The 16,135-nt window shown below is 71.9% G+C and carries 10 protein-coding genes and 2 tRNA genes; 5 read left to right on the top strand and 7 right to left on the bottom strand.

Features of this window, described 5'->3' with window-relative positions:
* Positions 1–100: 100 nt before the first annotated feature.
* The 3 genes from K7C98_RS01865 to K7C98_RS01855 form a co-directional block, all read right to left on the bottom strand.
* On the bottom strand, positions 101–1,981 hold the full coding sequence (locus tag K7C98_RS01865) for an Hsp70 family protein (RefSeq protein ID WP_224189745.1): 1,881 nt from the start codon (positions 1,979–1,981) through the stop codon (positions 101–103).
* A gap of 981 nt (positions 1,982–2,962) precedes the next feature.
* Complete coding sequence (gene scpA, locus K7C98_RS01860; protein ID WP_224190593.1) at positions 2,963–5,104, bottom strand: methylmalonyl-CoA mutase; 2,142 nt, start codon at positions 5,102–5,104, stop codon at positions 2,963–2,965.
* 32 nt (positions 5,105–5,136) lie between these two features.
* Positions 5,137–7,131 (bottom strand): methylmalonyl-CoA mutase family protein, encoded by a 1,995-nt coding sequence (locus K7C98_RS01855; protein WP_224189744.1) that lies wholly within the window; start codon positions 7,129–7,131, stop codon positions 5,137–5,139.
* 80 nt (positions 7,132–7,211) lie between these two features.
* Between K7C98_RS01855 and K7C98_RS01850 the strand changes: the two genes are divergently transcribed.
* Entirely contained in the window at positions 7,212–8,711 is a 1,500-nt protein-coding gene (locus K7C98_RS01850; RefSeq protein WP_224189743.1) for a pentapeptide repeat-containing protein, read from the top strand.
* 53 nt (positions 8,712–8,764) lie between these two features.
* On the opposite strand, the gene K7C98_RS01845 is transcribed toward K7C98_RS01850, so the two are convergent.
* Positions 8,765–9,136 (bottom strand): hypothetical protein, encoded by a 372-nt coding sequence (locus tag K7C98_RS01845; RefSeq protein ID WP_224189742.1) that lies wholly within the window; start codon positions 9,134–9,136, stop codon positions 8,765–8,767.
* A 187-nt stretch (positions 9,137–9,323) separates the two neighbouring features.
* On the opposite strand from K7C98_RS01845, the gene K7C98_RS01840 reads away from it, so the two are divergent.
* From K7C98_RS01840 to K7C98_RS01825, 4 genes are all read left to right on the top strand, one after another.
* Positions 9,324–9,968, top strand: a complete 645-nt coding sequence (locus tag K7C98_RS01840) for a TetR/AcrR family transcriptional regulator (RefSeq protein ID WP_224189741.1) — start codon at positions 9,324–9,326, stop codon at positions 9,966–9,968.
* Positions 9,965–10,417: a hypothetical protein gene (locus K7C98_RS01835; protein WP_224189740.1), complete on the top strand. Its 453-nt coding sequence runs from the start codon at positions 9,965–9,967 to the stop codon at positions 10,415–10,417. Before K7C98_RS01840 ends, K7C98_RS01835 begins: the two co-directional genes overlap by 4 nt.
* Positions 10,418–10,541: 124 nt before the next feature.
* The gene (locus K7C98_RS01830; protein ID WP_224189739.1) at positions 10,542–12,662 is read left to right on the top strand and encodes a cation:proton antiporter; all 2,121 of its coding nucleotides are present in this window, start codon (positions 10,542–10,544) and stop codon (positions 12,660–12,662) included.
* A gap of 29 nt (positions 12,663–12,691) precedes the next feature.
* Positions 12,692–13,507 carry a helix-turn-helix domain-containing protein gene (locus K7C98_RS01825; protein ID WP_224189738.1) on the top strand — a complete coding sequence of 272 codons (816 nt, stop codon included), beginning with the start codon at positions 12,692–12,694 and terminating at the stop codon, positions 13,505–13,507.
* A gap of 333 nt (positions 13,508–13,840) precedes the next feature.
* On the opposite strand, the gene K7C98_RS01820 is transcribed toward K7C98_RS01825, so the two are convergent.
* The 3 genes from K7C98_RS01820 to K7C98_RS01810 form a co-directional block, all read right to left on the bottom strand.
* Positions 13,841–13,988 (bottom strand) — tRNA-OTHER (locus K7C98_RS01820).
* Between the two features lie 173 nt (positions 13,989–14,161).
* Positions 14,162–14,304: transfer RNA gene (locus K7C98_RS01815), tRNA-OTHER, on the bottom strand.
* A gap of 159 nt (positions 14,305–14,463) precedes the next feature.
* Positions 14,464–16,017, bottom strand: coding sequence for a TROVE domain-containing protein (locus K7C98_RS01810; RefSeq protein WP_224189737.1), 1,554 nt, complete (start codon positions 16,015–16,017; stop codon positions 14,464–14,466).
* Positions 16,018–16,135 lie beyond the last annotated feature (118 nt).

Below are 16,135 nucleotides of genomic sequence, written 5' to 3'. Positions count from 1 at the left end.
TGTCCCCTAGAACAGCCCGGCCGACCACCGTCAGCCAGCGTTGCTCGCCGTCCTCGAGCGCACTCGCGACCGCCTCACCGCCGCGATCGCCCCCGCCTCGCTACTCGTCGTCGTCCTCCACCACCTCGCCGACCTCGTCGAGCGCGTTCGCGGCCTCGGCCCGGACGCGCGCCGGCGGCGGAGCCACGACCGGCTGCAGCCGTGCGCGGGGCGGAGGCGGCGCGGCGATCGCCGCCCACTCGCCGCCGAGCGGTTGCAACACCGCGGCCAGTCCGTCGATGGCGGTGCGCACCAGCTCCGCGTCCCCGCTCGTGAGGACCGCCCGCGCGTCGCGGAGCCCGGCCTCGACCGTCGTCCGCAGCTCGGGCGCCAGCTTGTCCTGCTCGCCGAGGATCCGCTCGCAGCGCTGCACCATCCCCTCGAGCCGCGTGCGGCGCTCGTGCGCCTCGCGTTCGGCCCGCGCCTCGGTCTCGCGCGCGCGTGCGGCCTCCACCATCGCCGTCAGCTGCTCCTCGCCGAGCCCCCCGCGCTCGCGCACGTGCAGCCGCGCCTCCTTGCCGCGCAGCAGCTCGCGCACCGACAGCTCGAGCACCTGGTTGTCGTCGACCCGCAGCTTCACCTCGATCTCCGGCCGGCCCGTCACCACGAAGCTGGCCAAAAGATCATCTTCATCGGCCCCGCGCTCGCCCTGATACAGCCGCGCCTCCGGCGAGGCCCGCCCGTCGCCCGGCGTGTTCAGCACCACCACCGTCTCGGCCGGCACCGCCGCGCGGGCCGTCAGCAGCGTCTGCACCTCGCCGCCGCTCAGCTTGACCAGGAGCGGCCGCACCAGCGCCTCGAGCACGCGCACCTCCGGGTGACGCGACGCCAGCAGCCCGGCGAGGGCCGCCGCGCCGCGCGCGACCGTGTCGACCGCGTCCAGCTTGCTCGACGGGATCTTTTTAATGATAGCCTCGACGCGCTCGTGCAGCGCGGGGATCCGGCTGGTCCCGCCGATCAACATGACCTCGCCGATCCGCTCGAGCGGAACGCCTGACTCTTCGAACACCTTGGCGACGAGCCCCGCGATCCGCTGGACCACGTCGCCCGCCAGCTTCTCGAGCCGCGCCTGCGTCAGCTTGGCCGCCAGGTGCTTCGGCCCGGCCTCGTCGGCGCTGAGGAACGGCAGGTTGACCTCGACGTCCTTGCGCTCCGACAGCGCGATCTTCGCCTTCTCGGCCGCGTCGCGGATCCGCGAGCGCACCAACTCGGCGTCGCCGCCCTCCTCGCCGCGCTCGCTCATCAGCCACTCCACCACCCGCCCGTCGATGTCTTCACCGCCGAGCGCCAGCCCCCGCTGGGCCAGCACCGCCACCTCGCGCTCCTTGATCTCCACCACCGCGCAGCTCACCCCGCCCGCCCCGGCGTCGACCAGCACGATCACCTCGTCGTCGACACCTGTCCTTTCGGCCTGGTACAGCAGCGCCGCCGCCGTCGTCGGATGGACCAGCCGCCGCACCTCGAGCCCTCCGAGCCGGCACGCGTGCAGCAGCGCCCGCCGCTGCGCGTCGCCGAAGTGGACCGGCACCGTCACCACCGCCTGCGTCACCGCCTCCCCGAGCTGCTCCTCGGCGATCGCCCGCACCTCGGCGACCTGCGCCGCCACCAGCGCCTGCGGCAGCAGCGAGTGCTCGCCGAGCTTCACCGACGCGTCCCCGTGCTCCGCCCGCACCAGCGCCTGCGGCTGCCACACCCCCGGCGTCACCGCCTCGAACCGGCGCCCGAGCAGCCGGTGCACGTACAACTGGCTCATGTCCGGCCGCAGCAAGGCCATCCGCCGCGCCCGGTCCCCCACCACCACCCCGCCCTCCGCGTCGATCGCCACCGCCGCCGGCAGCACCATCACGCCCTTGCCCTGCAGCAGCGCCGACGCGCGACCGTGCTCGAAGATCCCCACCGTGCAGCGCGTCGTCCCCAGATCGATCCCGATCGCCGTGCTCATGCGCCGCGCACTCTTACAATTGGCGCCATAGCTGTCAACCACTCCATAAACTGCTCCGAAGGACATGTCCCGAAGTATCGACCTCGCTCCAGCGCTCGCTCCGCGAACGCGGCACCTCGCACGCTCCTCGCGCCGAGCCCGACGGCCCGTCGACATAAACCAACGACGACGGAGTGACGTATCTCGGACGAACCGCCGTCCGCCCGATCGCGCCGCACTCACCGCCGCTCGCTGCCCCTGCGACGCCTTCGCCGGCGGGCACGGAGCCGCCGACTCGCTCTCCACTCGCTGAACCTCCCGCACGCCCACGAGCGGAGCCCGCCACCCTCTCGACTCGCTGAACCCTCCCCACGACCAAAGCGTGCCCCGCCACCCTCTCCGCTCGCCGAACCTCCCCACGCCCAAAGCGTGCCCCACCTGAACCTCCCCACGTCCAAAGCGTGCCCCGCCACGCTCTCCGCTCGCCGAACCTCCCGCACGCCCACAAGCGGAACCTGCCACGCTCTCCGCTCGCCGAACCTCCCGCACGCCCACAAGCGGAACCCGCCACGCTCTCCGCTCGCCGAACCTTCCCGCACGCCCACGAGCGGGGCCCGCCACGCTCTCCGCAGGCGGGCACGGAGCGGCGGACTGGGGCGCAGGCGGGAAGGAGTCGCGTTTCACCGCGCGCAGGCGCACAGTCCTTCGCACGCGAGACTCATCTGTCTTTCAAGACATCTCCTGTTCGAAGAGACAGCGCCGAGCACGTGAAACGGAAGGGGCCCGCCGTCAGCGGGGGCCCCAGTCCGCCGCTCCGTGCCCGCCGTCACCCAGGCCTTCAGGCCCCGCGCCTACGGACACGCCAAGCTCTGACTCGCTCGAGCAAGCCTCCAGGCCCCGCGCCTGCGGACACGCCAAGCCCTGGCTCGCTCGAGCAGGCCCCGCGCCTACGGACACACCAAGCGAGGTCGAGCCGCGTCTCCGACGGACCTGGGCAGCCCACTACGCCGGAGCAGCATGATCGAGCCGCCGCGCCAGCTCGTCGATGATCGCCTCCGCCGCCGTCGTCAGCACCGTCCCCGGCCCGAACACCGCAGCCACCCCCATCGCCTCGAGCGCCGCCACGTCCTGCGGCGGGATCACCCCCCCGACCACCACCATCATGTCGTCGCGGCCCAGGCGCAGCAGCTCCGAGCGCAGCTGCGGCACCAGCGTCAGGTGGCCGGCCGCCAGCGACGACACCCCGATCACGTGCACATCGTTCTCGACCGCCTGCATCGCCGTCTCGGCGGGCGTCTGGAACAGCGGCCCGATGTCGACATCGAAGCCCATATCGGCGAACGCCGTCGCGATCACCTTCGCCCCGCGGTCGTGTCCGTCCTGCCCCATCTTCGCCACCAGGAGCCGCGGCCTGCGCCCCTCTGCGCGCGCGAACGCCTCGGCCCGGGCCTGCACGCGTGCCACGCTGCGGTCGTCGTCCACCGCCGCACTATAGACCCCGCGGATCGTGCGCGTCACCGCCTGGTGTCGGCCCCACACCTGCTCGAGCGCCGCGCTGACCTCGCCCACCGTCGCCTTCGCGCGCACCGCCTCGATCGCCAGCGCCAGCAGGTTGCCGTGCCCCGTGCGCGCGCAGCTCGTCAAGGCTGCCAGCGCCGCCGTCGTCGTCGCCTCGTCGCGCGAGCGGCGGAGCTCGTCGAGGCGGGCCAGCTGGGCCGCGCGCACCGCCGAGTTGTCGACCACCAGCACCTCGAGCGGCTCCTCCTTCGCCAGTCGCTGGCGATTGACCCCGATCACCGCCTGGGCGCCGCTGTCGATGCGCCCCTGCGTCCGGGCCGCCGCCTCCTCGATGCGCAGCTTCGGCAGGCCTTGCACGATCGCCTGCGCCATCCCGCCGAGCGCCTCGACCTCCTCGATCAAAGACCATGCCTTTTCAGCCAGCTCGTGCGTCAGCGACTCGATGTAGTAGCTGCCGCCGAGCGCGTCGATCGTGCGGCACACCCCCGCCTCTTCTTGCAGGTAGATCTGCGTGTTGCGGGCGATCCGCGCCGAGAAGTCGGTCGGCAGCGCCAGCGCCTCGTCGAAGCTGTTGGTGTGCAGCGACTGCGTCCCGCCGAGCACCGCGGCCAGCGCCTCGACGCACGTGCGGGCCACGTTGTTGTACGGGTCCTGCGCCGCCAGGCTCCACCCCGACGTCTGGCAATGTGTCCGCAGGGCCAGGCTCTTGTCGCTCTTCGCCCCGAAGCTGCGCACGATCTTGGCCCACAGCAGCCGCGCCGCGCGCAGCTTCGCCACCTCCATCGCCAGGTTCATGCCGATGCCGAAGAAGAACGACAGTCGCGGCGCGAACGCGTCGACGTCGAGCCCTGCGCGGACGCCCGTGCGCACGTACTCGAGCCCGTCGGCCAGCGTGTACGCCAGCTCGAGGTCGGCCGTCGCCCCGGCCTCCTGCATGTGGTAGCCGGAGATGCTGATGCTGTTGAAGCGCGGCATGTGCTTCGCCGTGTAGGCGAAGATGTCCGCCACGATCCGCATCGACGGCTCGGGCGGATAGATGTACGTGTTGCGGACCATGAACTCCTTTAAAATGTCGTTCTGGATGGTCCCGCTGAGCTGCGCCGGCCGCACTCCTTGCTCCTCGGCGGCGACGACGTAGAGCGCGAGGATCGGCAGCACCGCCCCGTTCATCGTCATCGACACCGACATTTGGTCGAGCGGGATGCCGGCGAACAGCACCCGCATGTCGAGGATCGAGTCGATCGCCACGCCTGCCATGCCGACGTCGCCGACCACGCGCGGGTGGTCGGAGTCGTAGCCGCGGTGGGTGGCCAGGTCGAACGCGATCGACAGCCCCTTCTGCCCGGCCGCCAGGTTGCGCCGGTAGAACGCGTTGCTCTCCTCCGCCGTCGAGAACCCGGCGTACTGGCGGATCGTCCACGGCCGCTGGGTGTACATCGTCGCGTACGGCCCGCGGGTGAACGGCGGCAGCCCTGGCAGCGTGCGCAGGCACCTCGGGTCGAGCTCGGCCAGCGCCGCCGGGCCGTACGCCGGCGGCACCGCGATGCCCTCCGGCGTCGTCCACGCCTGTCCTTCAGCACCTGTCCCTTGAGCCACAGACGGCTGCGGCAGGTCGTCGTAGGCCATCAGGGCCAGGTCGGGGAACGGCCGGGTCGTCGTCACGCCAGCACCTCCAGGCGCTCTTGCACCGCGCCGAGCGTCGCCAGGGCGTCGGTCCCGGCGGCGATGAAGACATCGACGCCCGCGGCCGCGAGCGCCTCCACCTGATCTTTGGGCCGGCCGGCCAGCACCACCACGTGCGCCCCTGCGGCCCTGAGCCCCGGGATCAGCTCCGGCACCGCCGCGGCGTAGCGGGCATCGGCCCCGCAGATCACCGCGACCCGGGCCCCGCTGTTGCCGAACCGCGCCGCCGCCACCTGGATCTCCTCCGTCGCCTCGACCTCGACCACCTCGAAGCCGCCGACCGGGAAGTACCCGCGCGCGAACTCCACCCGCGGGCGCACCTCGCTCGCCGTCCCGAACGGCACCAGCGCCACCTTCGGCGAGCCGGCCGCCTCGACGCGGGCCCGCAGCGCCTCGAACGGCGCGGCCAGCCGCCCGCGCTGGAGCGGCGTCGCCTGCTCGCCCGGCCCCGGCCGCGCGAACCGCCCCGGCCTCGCCCCGCCGGCCAGCGCCACTTGCACTTCGGACATGTTCATCAAACCATGCCCGTTCGGCCATGCCCATTCGGACATGTCCTGGCGGACACCCTCGCCCGGCCGCGCCCCTTGCGGCTCGAGCGGCGGCCCCATCGGCCGGGCCGCGTAGCGGCTCGCCCCGACGATCGGCAGCCGCAGCGTCGCCGCCGCCTGCGCCTGCGCCTGCGCCACCGCGGCCACCCGCTGCTGCGCCGCCCCGGCGCGCAGCGACGCCAGGAGCCCGCCCTCGCCCTCGATCGCCCGCAGCCGCTCCCACGCCGCGCGCGCCAGCGCCTCGGTGGCCCGCTCGATCGTGTGACTGCCCCCGGCCGGGTCGGCCACCGCCCCGAGGTGCGACTCGTCGCGCAGCAGCAGTTGCGTGTTGCGGGCCAGCCGGCGCCCGAGCTCCGAGGGCTCGCCGAGCCCCTCGTCGAGGGCCGGCAGCGCCAGCGAGTCGGCCCCGCCGAGCGCCGCCGTGACCCCCTCCGTGGTCGCCCGGATCAGGTTGACCCACGGGTCGAGGTTGCTCAGCTCGCGCCGCGACGCGCGGGCGTGCAGCCGCATCACCTGTCCTTCGGGACCGACGCCGCAGGCCGCCGCCACGCGGGCCCACAGGCTCCGCGCCGCCCGCAGCTTGGCCAGCTCGAGCGGCAGGTCGCGCCCGACCGCCAGCACGAACACCAGCGCCTCTGCGGCCGCGTCGACCGCCACGCCCGCGCGCCCGAGCCCGCGCAAATGCTCGAGCGCGGCCGCCAGCGCCCCCGCGATCTCGTCGGCCGCGCTCGCCCCGGCCTCGTGCCACGGCGTCGCGTCGACCAGCGCGGTGCGCAGCCGCGGCGCCGCGGCCCGGGCCCAACCTGTCAGTTCGGCCATGTCCTGATAGACATGCTCGATCGACCACCCGATCTCCCCGCCCGCGAGCAGCAGCGCCAGCGGGTCGCCGGCGACCGCCCCGCGCAGGGCCGCGAGCGCGACTCCGCGCCGCTGCGCCTCGGCCGCCAGCGCCGCCGCCACCGGCAGCGCGCGCACCCCGGCGTCGATCACGAGCTCCGCCTGCGCCAGGTCGACCCCCGCCACGAGCGCGGCGACGTCCTCGGCCCCGTCGATCGCCACGCCCCGGCCGCCCGCGCCCGAGCCGGCCGCGAGCGCCTCGTCGAGCACGAACCACGCCGCTTCTGTCCCGCGGGACAGGTCCTCGGCCGCCGCCGCGCCGGCGTCGGCCGGGCGCGCCTGCCGGTACTCCTGCGCGATCGCCCAGCCGCGGCGCGCTCGCGCCAGCAGCGGCCCGCGCGGCGCCGTCGCCCCGACCTCTTCCGCCGTCACCAGCGGCGTCAGCTCGAGCCCCTCGGGGGTGCGCGTCACGAGCTTCTGGGTGGGCGCGCCCCCCAGCTCGCGGGTGGCCAGCTCGCGCCAGTCGGCGAGCGTGACCGGTGGGAATTCGCAGAGGCCTTCGCGGGTCGCGTCGTCGTCCGCCACGCGCGGATGATACGCCGCGGCGCGGCGACCAGCTATAGTCCGCCCCCGCCCCCGCCCTCGCGATGACCAAGCCACCGCCCGTGACCTCACCCTCGTCGCCGCCGCCCTTCCGCCCGTCGCGCAACCCGATCGTGCGCCTGGTGCTGTGGTTCACCGAGCCGTCGATGATCAAGGGCATGGCGGTGGGCGTCGTGCTCGCCCTGCTCGGCGGCGTCGCGCTCAAGCTCGACGCCGCCTGGTACATCGCCAGCGGGCTGATGCTCGTGCTCGCGGCGCTGGTCTTCGGCGCCGTCGTCGGCCACTACCTGTTCGAGGCGCGCCGCAAGCGCTTGCAACGCCACGGCCTCGACATGCTGCGCCAGGCCGGCACCGAGCTGCCCGGCCTCGGCGACGAGCTCGCGGTGGTGGTGCTTCAGCGCGACATGAGCCACCTCCCGGGCATCTGGGAGCGCCTCCGCCGCATACGCCCCGCGGTCGAGGAGGTCGCCGGACTCGGCCTCGCCGCCTTCTTCCGCATGGCCGCGCTGTCGGCCCTGTTCGCCGTCCTCGGCAGCGCGATCAGCTTCGCCGTGTTCCTCACCTCCTTCATGCAGGTCGAGCGGATGACCGAGCAGAACGAGCTGATCAAGGTCCAGACCGACCTCACGATCAAGCAGCTCGAGTTCGAGGAGAAGCGCCAGGCCGTCGAGATCGCCCTCAGCATCGCCGACCGCCGCCAGACCACCGCCCGCGAGGTGTTCGCCGCGATCACCAACGACCCGAGCAAGGGCTCCACGTCCGACAGCGACCGCAGGAACCTGACCCAAGGGACACGTCTCCTCATCACCGCCACCGTCTCGCAGCTGCACCCGTACAAGGGCGTCGACCCGGTCAACAACAGCGTCACCGAGCAGATCAAGAGCCCGGAGCAGGAGCAGATCCTCCGCTACCTCTCGGCCGTCAACGTCGACGTCAGCGAGATCGACCTGTCGCGCGCCTTCCTCGACCACGTCGACCTGCACAGCACCGAGCTGCCGCAGCTGCAGCTGCCGGGCGTCAGCATCAAGCAGGCCGCCCTCTACGACGCCAAGTTCCCCGGGGCCAACCTCGCGCTCGCCGACCTCTCGGTGTCCCAGCTCGCGCGCACCGACCTGAGCGGCGCCAACCTCACCGACGCCAAGCTGGTCGACGCCATCCTCGTCGACGCCGTCCTCACCGACGCCAACCTCGTGCGCGCCGACCTCACCCGCGCCAACCTGCGCAAGGCCGTGCTCAACAAGGCCCAGCTCGGCAGCGCCAACCTGGCCGGCGTCGACTTCGCCCAGTGCGACCTCGCCAGCGCCGACCTCACCGACGCCGACCTCGCCCTCGCCGACCTCAGCGCCCTCGACCGCGCGCCCCTGGTCCCCAAGATCCGCGCCGCAGCCTCGTGGTGGCTCGCCGTCTACAGCGACGACTACGCCGCCAAGCTCGGCGTCAGCCCCGACCAGAACGCCAGAAACCGCGAGGCCCTCACCCGCATGCGCGCCGCCCCCACCGTCGACGAGGCGCGAGCGATCGTCGCCGAGGCCAAGCGCGCCGCCCCCAGCGCCCCGGGCTGACCTGTCCCGCGGGACAGCAGGGCCCTCGCTGTTCGACCTGCCCTTCGGGACAGTTACTCGACGCGGCGACACTCGCCGGTCGCGCCCTCCTCGACGAGCTTGGCCAGCAGGACCTCCAGCTCGGTCCGGATCCCGCTGGCGAGCCGCTCCAGACGCGCCCGCGCCTCGGCGGGCCTGTACCCCAGCTCGTCGCGGATCACCCGCAACACGCGGATCGGCACGCGACCGAGATCGGTCACCGCCAGGACCCATCGTCCGTTCGCCGCCAGGATCGCCGCCCGCGCCGCGGGATCGCCCGCGTCGCTGTCCGCCTCCTGCATCATTCCGCAGCGGTCACAGCGGATCGATTCGGACCACCACACGCTCCCCTCGCGCCGGCACACGTGGTGGTACACCTGAATCGCCGCCGCGCACCGCGGACACATCGCCGCGACCCTCGCGTCCTCGCCCGACATCGCTACCGGTCCCCTCGCGACGAGATCACGCCCGGCATCATCGCACCTGCATCGACGACGTGACCGCGCGTCTTCGCGCATCTCATGGATGACCCTTGACGCCCCCCTATCTCCACGCTAACCATTAGACCACTCGGTCTGACCGACCGGTCCAGCCATGCCGCTTCCGCGCTTCGCCAGCCTCGCGCCCGAGCGGCGCGCCGCGATCCTCGGCGCCGCCGCCGAGGAGTTCGCGCGCGCCGGGCTCGAGGGTGCCAGCTACAACCGCATCATCGCCCGCGCCGGCGCCAGCAAGGGCGCGATGTACTACTACTTCGACAACAAGGAGGACCTGCTCCTCACCGTCGTCGCCGACCTGGCCGAAAGGTCAGCCGCGGCGATCGGCGAGCCCGGCGAGTTCACCGACGCGGCCGGCTTCTGGCGCGAGCTGCGGGCCCTGTGCGCGCGCACCGTCGCGTTCTTCCTCACCGACCCGGTCGTCGCCGGCCTGGCCAAGCGGGTGCTCGCGGCCAGCACCGAGTCCGCGCTCGGTCGCGCCGTCGCCGAGCACACCCGCCGGCTCGAGCGCTACACCGCCGACCTCCTGCGCGCCGGCCAGCGCGTCGGCGCGGTGCGCACCGACCTCCCGGTCGAGTTCCTCGCCCACCTCCTCTCCGGCGTCGGCGAGGCCGTCGACCGCTGGCTGCTCGGCCGCGCCGAGCAGCTCGTCCCGACCGAGCTCGCCGCCTTGCCCGACCAGTGCGTCGACCTGTTCGCGCGCCTCGCCGCGCCTGACCCTTTCACCAGGAGCTCCACGACATGACCCAAACACCATCCTACGTCGCCGTCGACTGCCCGCTCACCCTCGCCGAGGGCCTCGAGGAGTTCGCGGCCGCCAACCCCGGCCTGCTGCCGCCCGGCGACGGCGAGCTGCGCGAGTTCATCCGCGCCCACGACGCCTGCCACGTGCTGTTCGGCCTCACCACCGCGCTCGAGGACGAGGCCGTCGCCGACACCTGGACGATCTTCGGCTCCACCGTCCCGCTGCGGCGCTACGCCTCCTACCTCAAGCACCCGGACATCCTCGGGCTCGTCAAGGACGTCGGCTGGTGGCGCATGGCCGTCGGCACCGCGCGCGCCCTCCCGCGGGTGCTCCGCGCGATCGGCCGCGCCCGCCGCATGAGCGCGCCGTGGCCCTTCTTCGACTACGCGAAATTCCTCGACGAACCGATCGCCGCGCTGCGCAGCCGCTACAACGTGCGCCCGGTCTAATACCGCGACCTGGCCTCGCGCTCGCGGCGCCTCCGGGGCCTCCCGGGCGGGGGCTTCGGCCCCGATTGACGGCCACGGCCGCGCGGTGATAAGCGATAACTTAATCACCGACGAACGAGGGTCCATGGCGTATCTCCTCCATAGCCCGCTCTGCCTGTTGATCGCGCAGCTCGTCGTCATCATCGTCACGGCGCGCGTGCTCGGCGTGTTGGCGCGGAAGATCCACCAGCCGCTCGTGATCGCCGAGGTCGTGGCCGGCATCCTGCTCGGGCCCTCGCTGCTCGGGCTCGTCGCGCCCGACATCAAGGCCGCGCTGTTCCCCGCGGCCTCGCTGGGGATCCTCGGCATGCTCAGCCAGGTCGGGCTGATCCTCTTCATGTTCCTGGTCGGCCTCGAGATGGACCTCGGCCTGCTGCGCGGGCGCGGGCGCGCCTCGGTCCTGATCAGCCACACCAGCATCGTCGTCCCGTTCCTGCTCGGGACCGGCCTCGCGTTCTACGTCTACCCGACGCTCATGCCCGAGGGCGTCGCGTTCTCGTCGTTCACCCTGTTCATGGGCGCCGCGATGAGCATCACCGCCTTCCCGGTGCTCGCACGGATCCTCACCGAACGCCGCCTGCTCCGCACCAAGGTCGGCGCCGTCACGATCACCTGCGCCGCCGTCGACGACGTCACCGCCTGGTGCATCCTCGCCTTCGTCGTCTCGATCGTCCGCGCCACCGCGCTCACCGAGGCCGTCGTCACCACCGTCCTCGCCGTCGGCTACACGCTCGGCATGCTGCTGCTCGTGCGGCCGTTTTTGGCCCGCCTCGCCGCGCGCAACACCGGCCGCGAGGGCCTCACGCAGAACATCGTCGCCGTCACCTTCGTGCTGCTGTTCCTGTCGGCCTGGGCCACCGAGCTAATCGGCATCCACGCCCTGTTCGGCGCCTTCTTGATGGGCGCGATCATCCCGCGCGAGGGCGGCTTCGCCCGCATCCTCGCCGAGAAGCTCGAGGACATCGTCGTCATCGTCCTGTTGCCGACCTTCTTCGCGCTCAGCGGCCTGCGCACCCAGGTCGGCCTGCTCGACACCGCCGAGGCGTGGGTGCAGTGCGCGCTCATCATCCTCGTCGCCTGCGTCGGCAAGTTCGGCGGCAGCTACGTCGCCGCGCGCGTCACCGGCCTCGGCTGGCGCGAGTCGGCGGCGCTCGGCATCCTGATGAACACCCGCGGCCTGATGGAGCTGATCGTGCTCAACATCGGCCTCGAGCTCGGGGTGATCTCGCCGACCCTGTTCACGATGATGGTGCTGATGGCGCTGGTCACCACCTTCATGACCACGCCGATCCTCCAGGTCGTCTACCCCCCGGAGGCGCTGGCCAAGGACCTGCTCGAGCCGCCGCTGGCCGACAAGCGCGTCACCTTGCCCGAGGGCTTCAGCGTCCTGATGTGCGTCGCCCTCGACCGCTCCGGCCCCGGCATGGCCCAGCTCGCCGGCGCCCTGGTCGGCAAGCAGACCGCCTCCGACCGCCTCTACGGCCTGCAGCTGCATCGCCCCGCCGAGCGCACCTCGAGCCTGCTCGAGGACGAGGACGCGGCCGAGAGCCCGAGCGCGCTCGAGCCGCTGCTGGCGCGCAGCCGCGACCACGGCCTCGCCGTGCGGCCGATGTCGTTCGTCTCGCGGGAGCCCGCGCGCGACATCTGCAGCGTCGCCGAGGTCAAGGACGTCGACCTGATCCTGCTCGGCTGGCACAAGACCCTGTTCGGCCAGGCCTTCCTCGGCGGCACCGTCCACGACGTCTTGAAGAACGCCCAGGCCGACGTCGCCGTCCTCGTCAGCCGCGACCTCCAGGCGGTGCGACGCGTGCTGGTGCCGTTCTGCGGCTCGCCGCACGGCCGGGTCGCCGTCCGCCTCGCGCGTCGCATGGCCTACGCCGCCGGGGCCGAGGTCACCGTCCTGCGGATCCGCTTCCGCAACGCCGACGCGCCGCACGTCGACGCCTTCCTCGCCGACATCGCCGGCGACAGGGTCAAGGTCGTCGAGGCCGTCGACGACGGCAACAGGGCCACCGACCTGGTCGTCAAGGCGGCCCAGGGTCACGACCTCGTGGTGCTCGGGTCCGCCCCGCTCCCGATCGACCAGATCCTGTCGCACTGCCCGGCCTCGTTCCTGGTCGTCCACCACAGCGAGCGCCCCGGGCCGGTGCATCGACGCCCGCGTCCGCTCACCGAGCCGTCGACCGACGCGACCGCCCACGCCTAGCCGCGCGTATCATTCCCCGCGAGCCCCCCATGCACTTCGGCGCCACCCTCCGCCTCCTCCGCGTCGACGCCGGCGTCAGCCTCCGCGCTCTCGCGCAGAAGATCGGCGTCTCGAGCGCGTACCTCAGCCGGGTCGAGAACGGCCACGACCAGGCCCCCACGCCCGACCGCCTGATCGCCATCGCCCGCGCCCTCGACCTCCCGCCGACGCTCCTCATCGACCTCGCGCAGCGCGTCTCGCCGTTCGTCGCCCGCTACCTCGAGGATGTCCCTTCGGCCAGCTTCTTGTTCCTCGAGATCGCCCGCCGCAAGCTCAACGCCGCCCAGCTCGCCCGCGTCCACGCGTTCCTCGACGCCGAATTCCCGGCCTGGGGCGCCGCCTCGGCCCCCGCGGTCCCGCGGCTGCACGAGCTGCTCACCCCCGAGCGCGTGATCCTCAAGCTGTCGTGCAGCTACCTCGGCGACGCCATCGACCTCGCGGCCACCCGCCTCGCCGGCGCCGCCCCGGGCCTGCACGCCACCACGCTCGCCGCCGAGATCCGCGAGCGCGAGCGCGAGTCGCCGACCGGCGTCGGTCACGGCGTCGCCGTCCCGCACGCGCTCGTCCCGGAGCTCGAGCCGGTCGCCGCGCTCGTCACCCTCGCGCGCCCGCTCCACGTCCCGACCCCCGACGACCTCCCGCTGCAGGTGCTGCTCGTGATCGTCGGCGGCGGTCGGGCGCCGCTCGAGATGCTGGCCCGGGCCGCTCGCCTGGCCACGCCGGGCACCGTCGCCGAGCTGTGCCAGGCGACCACGCCCGAGGCCGCGCTCGCGCGCGTGCGCCACGTCGAAAGCGAGTTCGGCTGACGTGACCGAGCGCGACGCCGCGCTCGAAGATCTACCGCTGAAAAAAGGCGGGCCGCGACGAGGTTCGAAGTGACGCTCTTACCACGCGCTCTACCAGGCTGAGCCACCGCTCGCGCGGGCTGGATTCGAACCAGCGACCTCGTGGTCCCTTGGATGTAGTCACTCCGGCATTCGCGACCCAAAAAGAAGGCGGCTGCGACGAAGAATTTGGGCGAGACGTGGATCTGGAACGGATGTAGTCCCGCCCGGGCATTCGCAGCCAAGAAGGTGGACCTCGACGAAAGGTACGGAGACGTTCGTGCTCTACCAGCTGAGCTACCGCCCCGTGCGAAGTGGAGCGGGCCGGACTCGAACCGGCGACCTCGTCATTAAAAATGTAGTCCCCGCGGGCATTCGAGGCCCGAGCTCATGTGACAGGAGAAGGTGGACCCCGACGAGGGTCGAAGAGACGTTCGTGCTCTAACCGCTGAGCTACCGCCCCGTACGAGTGGAGCGGGCTGGATTCGAACCAGCGACCCCGATCTCCAAAAGATGTAGTCCCTCCGTGCATTCGGAGTCCAAAACTCGAGGTGTGCGTGTGAAGAAAGTGGGCCTGACGAGGAGTGAAGAGACAAGCGCGGTTCGCTCTGCCGCTGAGCTACCTCCCCATGAGCACGGGGCGGGCCGGATTCGAACCGGCGTCCTCACCGTCAAGATGTAGTCCCTCCGGCATTCAGGCCCGGAGAAGGTGGGCATCGACGAGATCTTTAAAAGAAGAAGAGACGACTGGCGCGTTCTGTCCGCTGAACTACCGCCCCTCGCGGGGTGGGCCGGATTCGAACCGGCGGCTCGCCTTGGAGATGTAGTCCCTTCGGCATTCGAGGCTCGAAGAAAGCGGCTGCGACGAGGAGGTGGGCGAGACGTGGATCGGAAAAGATGTAGTCCCGCCCGGCATCCGCAGCCAAGGTGTCAGGCGTTCACAGGGTGATCGCCTCGATCGCGCGGACCCAGTGCTCGCCCGCGAGGCCGCCGCGCGCGAACGCGGCGACGAGTGAGAAGACGTCGTCGGAGAAGCCGCCGACGTTGAGGATGTCCTTGCGGTCAGGTGCTTGCGTGGTCGCGCCCGGCTGGATGTCGATGCAGACCAGCTGCGCCTTCGGGTTGCGGCGCTTGAAGACGCCCCACTCCTCCATCACCTGCGTCCCGCGGCGGTACGTGCTGCGGGTGTCGATCCACGACTCGTTGTCGGACACGAAGATCACCAGGTCGCCCTTGGCCTTGCGGCGGTTGAGCTCCTGCAGGGGCACCGCGCAGTTGGTCCCGCCGGACGGGAGCTTCGCCAGGCGCTGCGCGTTGGTGAGGACGCTGTCGTGGCCGTCGATCTTGCACGGCACGACCTTGTCGTGGAACGGGATGACCTCGGTGTCTCGGTTCTTGCGCAGGAAGGCCGCGGCGATCAGGGCCGCCGCGTCGATGCAGCGCACCGCCGTGGTCGCGCCCTTGCGGTGCCCCGTGACCGGGGAGTGCATCGAGCCCGAGACGTCGAGCAGGACGTAGATCTGTCCGTCGACCGCGGGCACGTTGTGGATCGCCGCCTCCATCGCGTCGTGGAGCGCGTCGCGGATCTTCTTCGGCACCTTGGTGTCGGCCTGCTTGTAGGCCATGAGCAGCTGATACGGGAACACCCGCGCCTTGCGGACCTCCTCGGGCGCGGCCAACTTCTTGGCGAGCGCCTTGGTGAGCGCCGCGTCGTCGAACACGCCGTGGCGCAGGAAGGTGTTGAGGTTCATGCGCAGCATCTGCCAGCCGGCGCGCGAGGCGATCGCCCGCCACGCGCTCTCGCGCAGCGGCGAGCCGGTGAGCAGCTGGAACGGCACGTCGGGGACCAGGTCGGAGCGGCCCGCCTTGAAGTCCTCGAAGGTGCGCACGCACTCGGGCAGCGCCGCGGCGTCGTGCTGCCGCCCGAGCAGGTAGCCGTAGAGCGCCCGCCGGGCGTCGGTGGTCGGCTTCGGGTGGACCATCCGCAGCACGTCGGTCAGCGCCGGGTCGTTGCCGACCGAGTCGCCGAACACCTGCGCGTCGCTGCGGCGCTCGAGCCACTGCCGCACCAGCCGCTTCGGCCGCGACCCGAGCGAACGCCGCCCGGTCGCGCCCGACCGCACGATCTGCACGAAGTTGCGCAGCATCTTGCCGTTGTCGCAGACACGCCCGAACACCTTCTCGAGCAGCTCGCCGTCGCGGCTCGCCAGCTCGGCCAGCAAGAGCGCCGGCATGTCCTTCATGTGGCTGTGCTGCCGCGTGTACACGGCCGCCTTGGCCACGAACTCGCCGTTCACCTTGCCGACCAGCGCCCGCACCGCGTCGAGCTGACCCTGACCCGTGGTGTAGAAGGTGTTGCTGAGGCACCCGGTCGCGGCGTACTGCGCCAGCGCGTGCTTGTCGCTCAGGGCGTACGCGCGACCACCGGCCTCGTTCACCGCGTCGGCCACGGGAGCGTGCTTGCGGGTGGTGAAGATCGAGAGGTTGACCATGACGGGCTCCTTGTCCACCCCCTTGAGCAGGCACCGGACCGGCCGCTGGCACAGGCGGAAAAGTTTTTTGGTTTCAAGACATTGAGCCGTTATCACCGGGTAAGAATCGTAAATAAAA

Source organism: Nannocystis pusilla (assembly GCF_020073745.1).
Classification (GTDB): Bacteria; Myxococcota_A; Polyangia; order Nannocystales; family Nannocystaceae; genus Nannocystis; species Nannocystis radixulma.
This window is presented reverse-complemented; position numbering and strand designations above follow the sequence as displayed.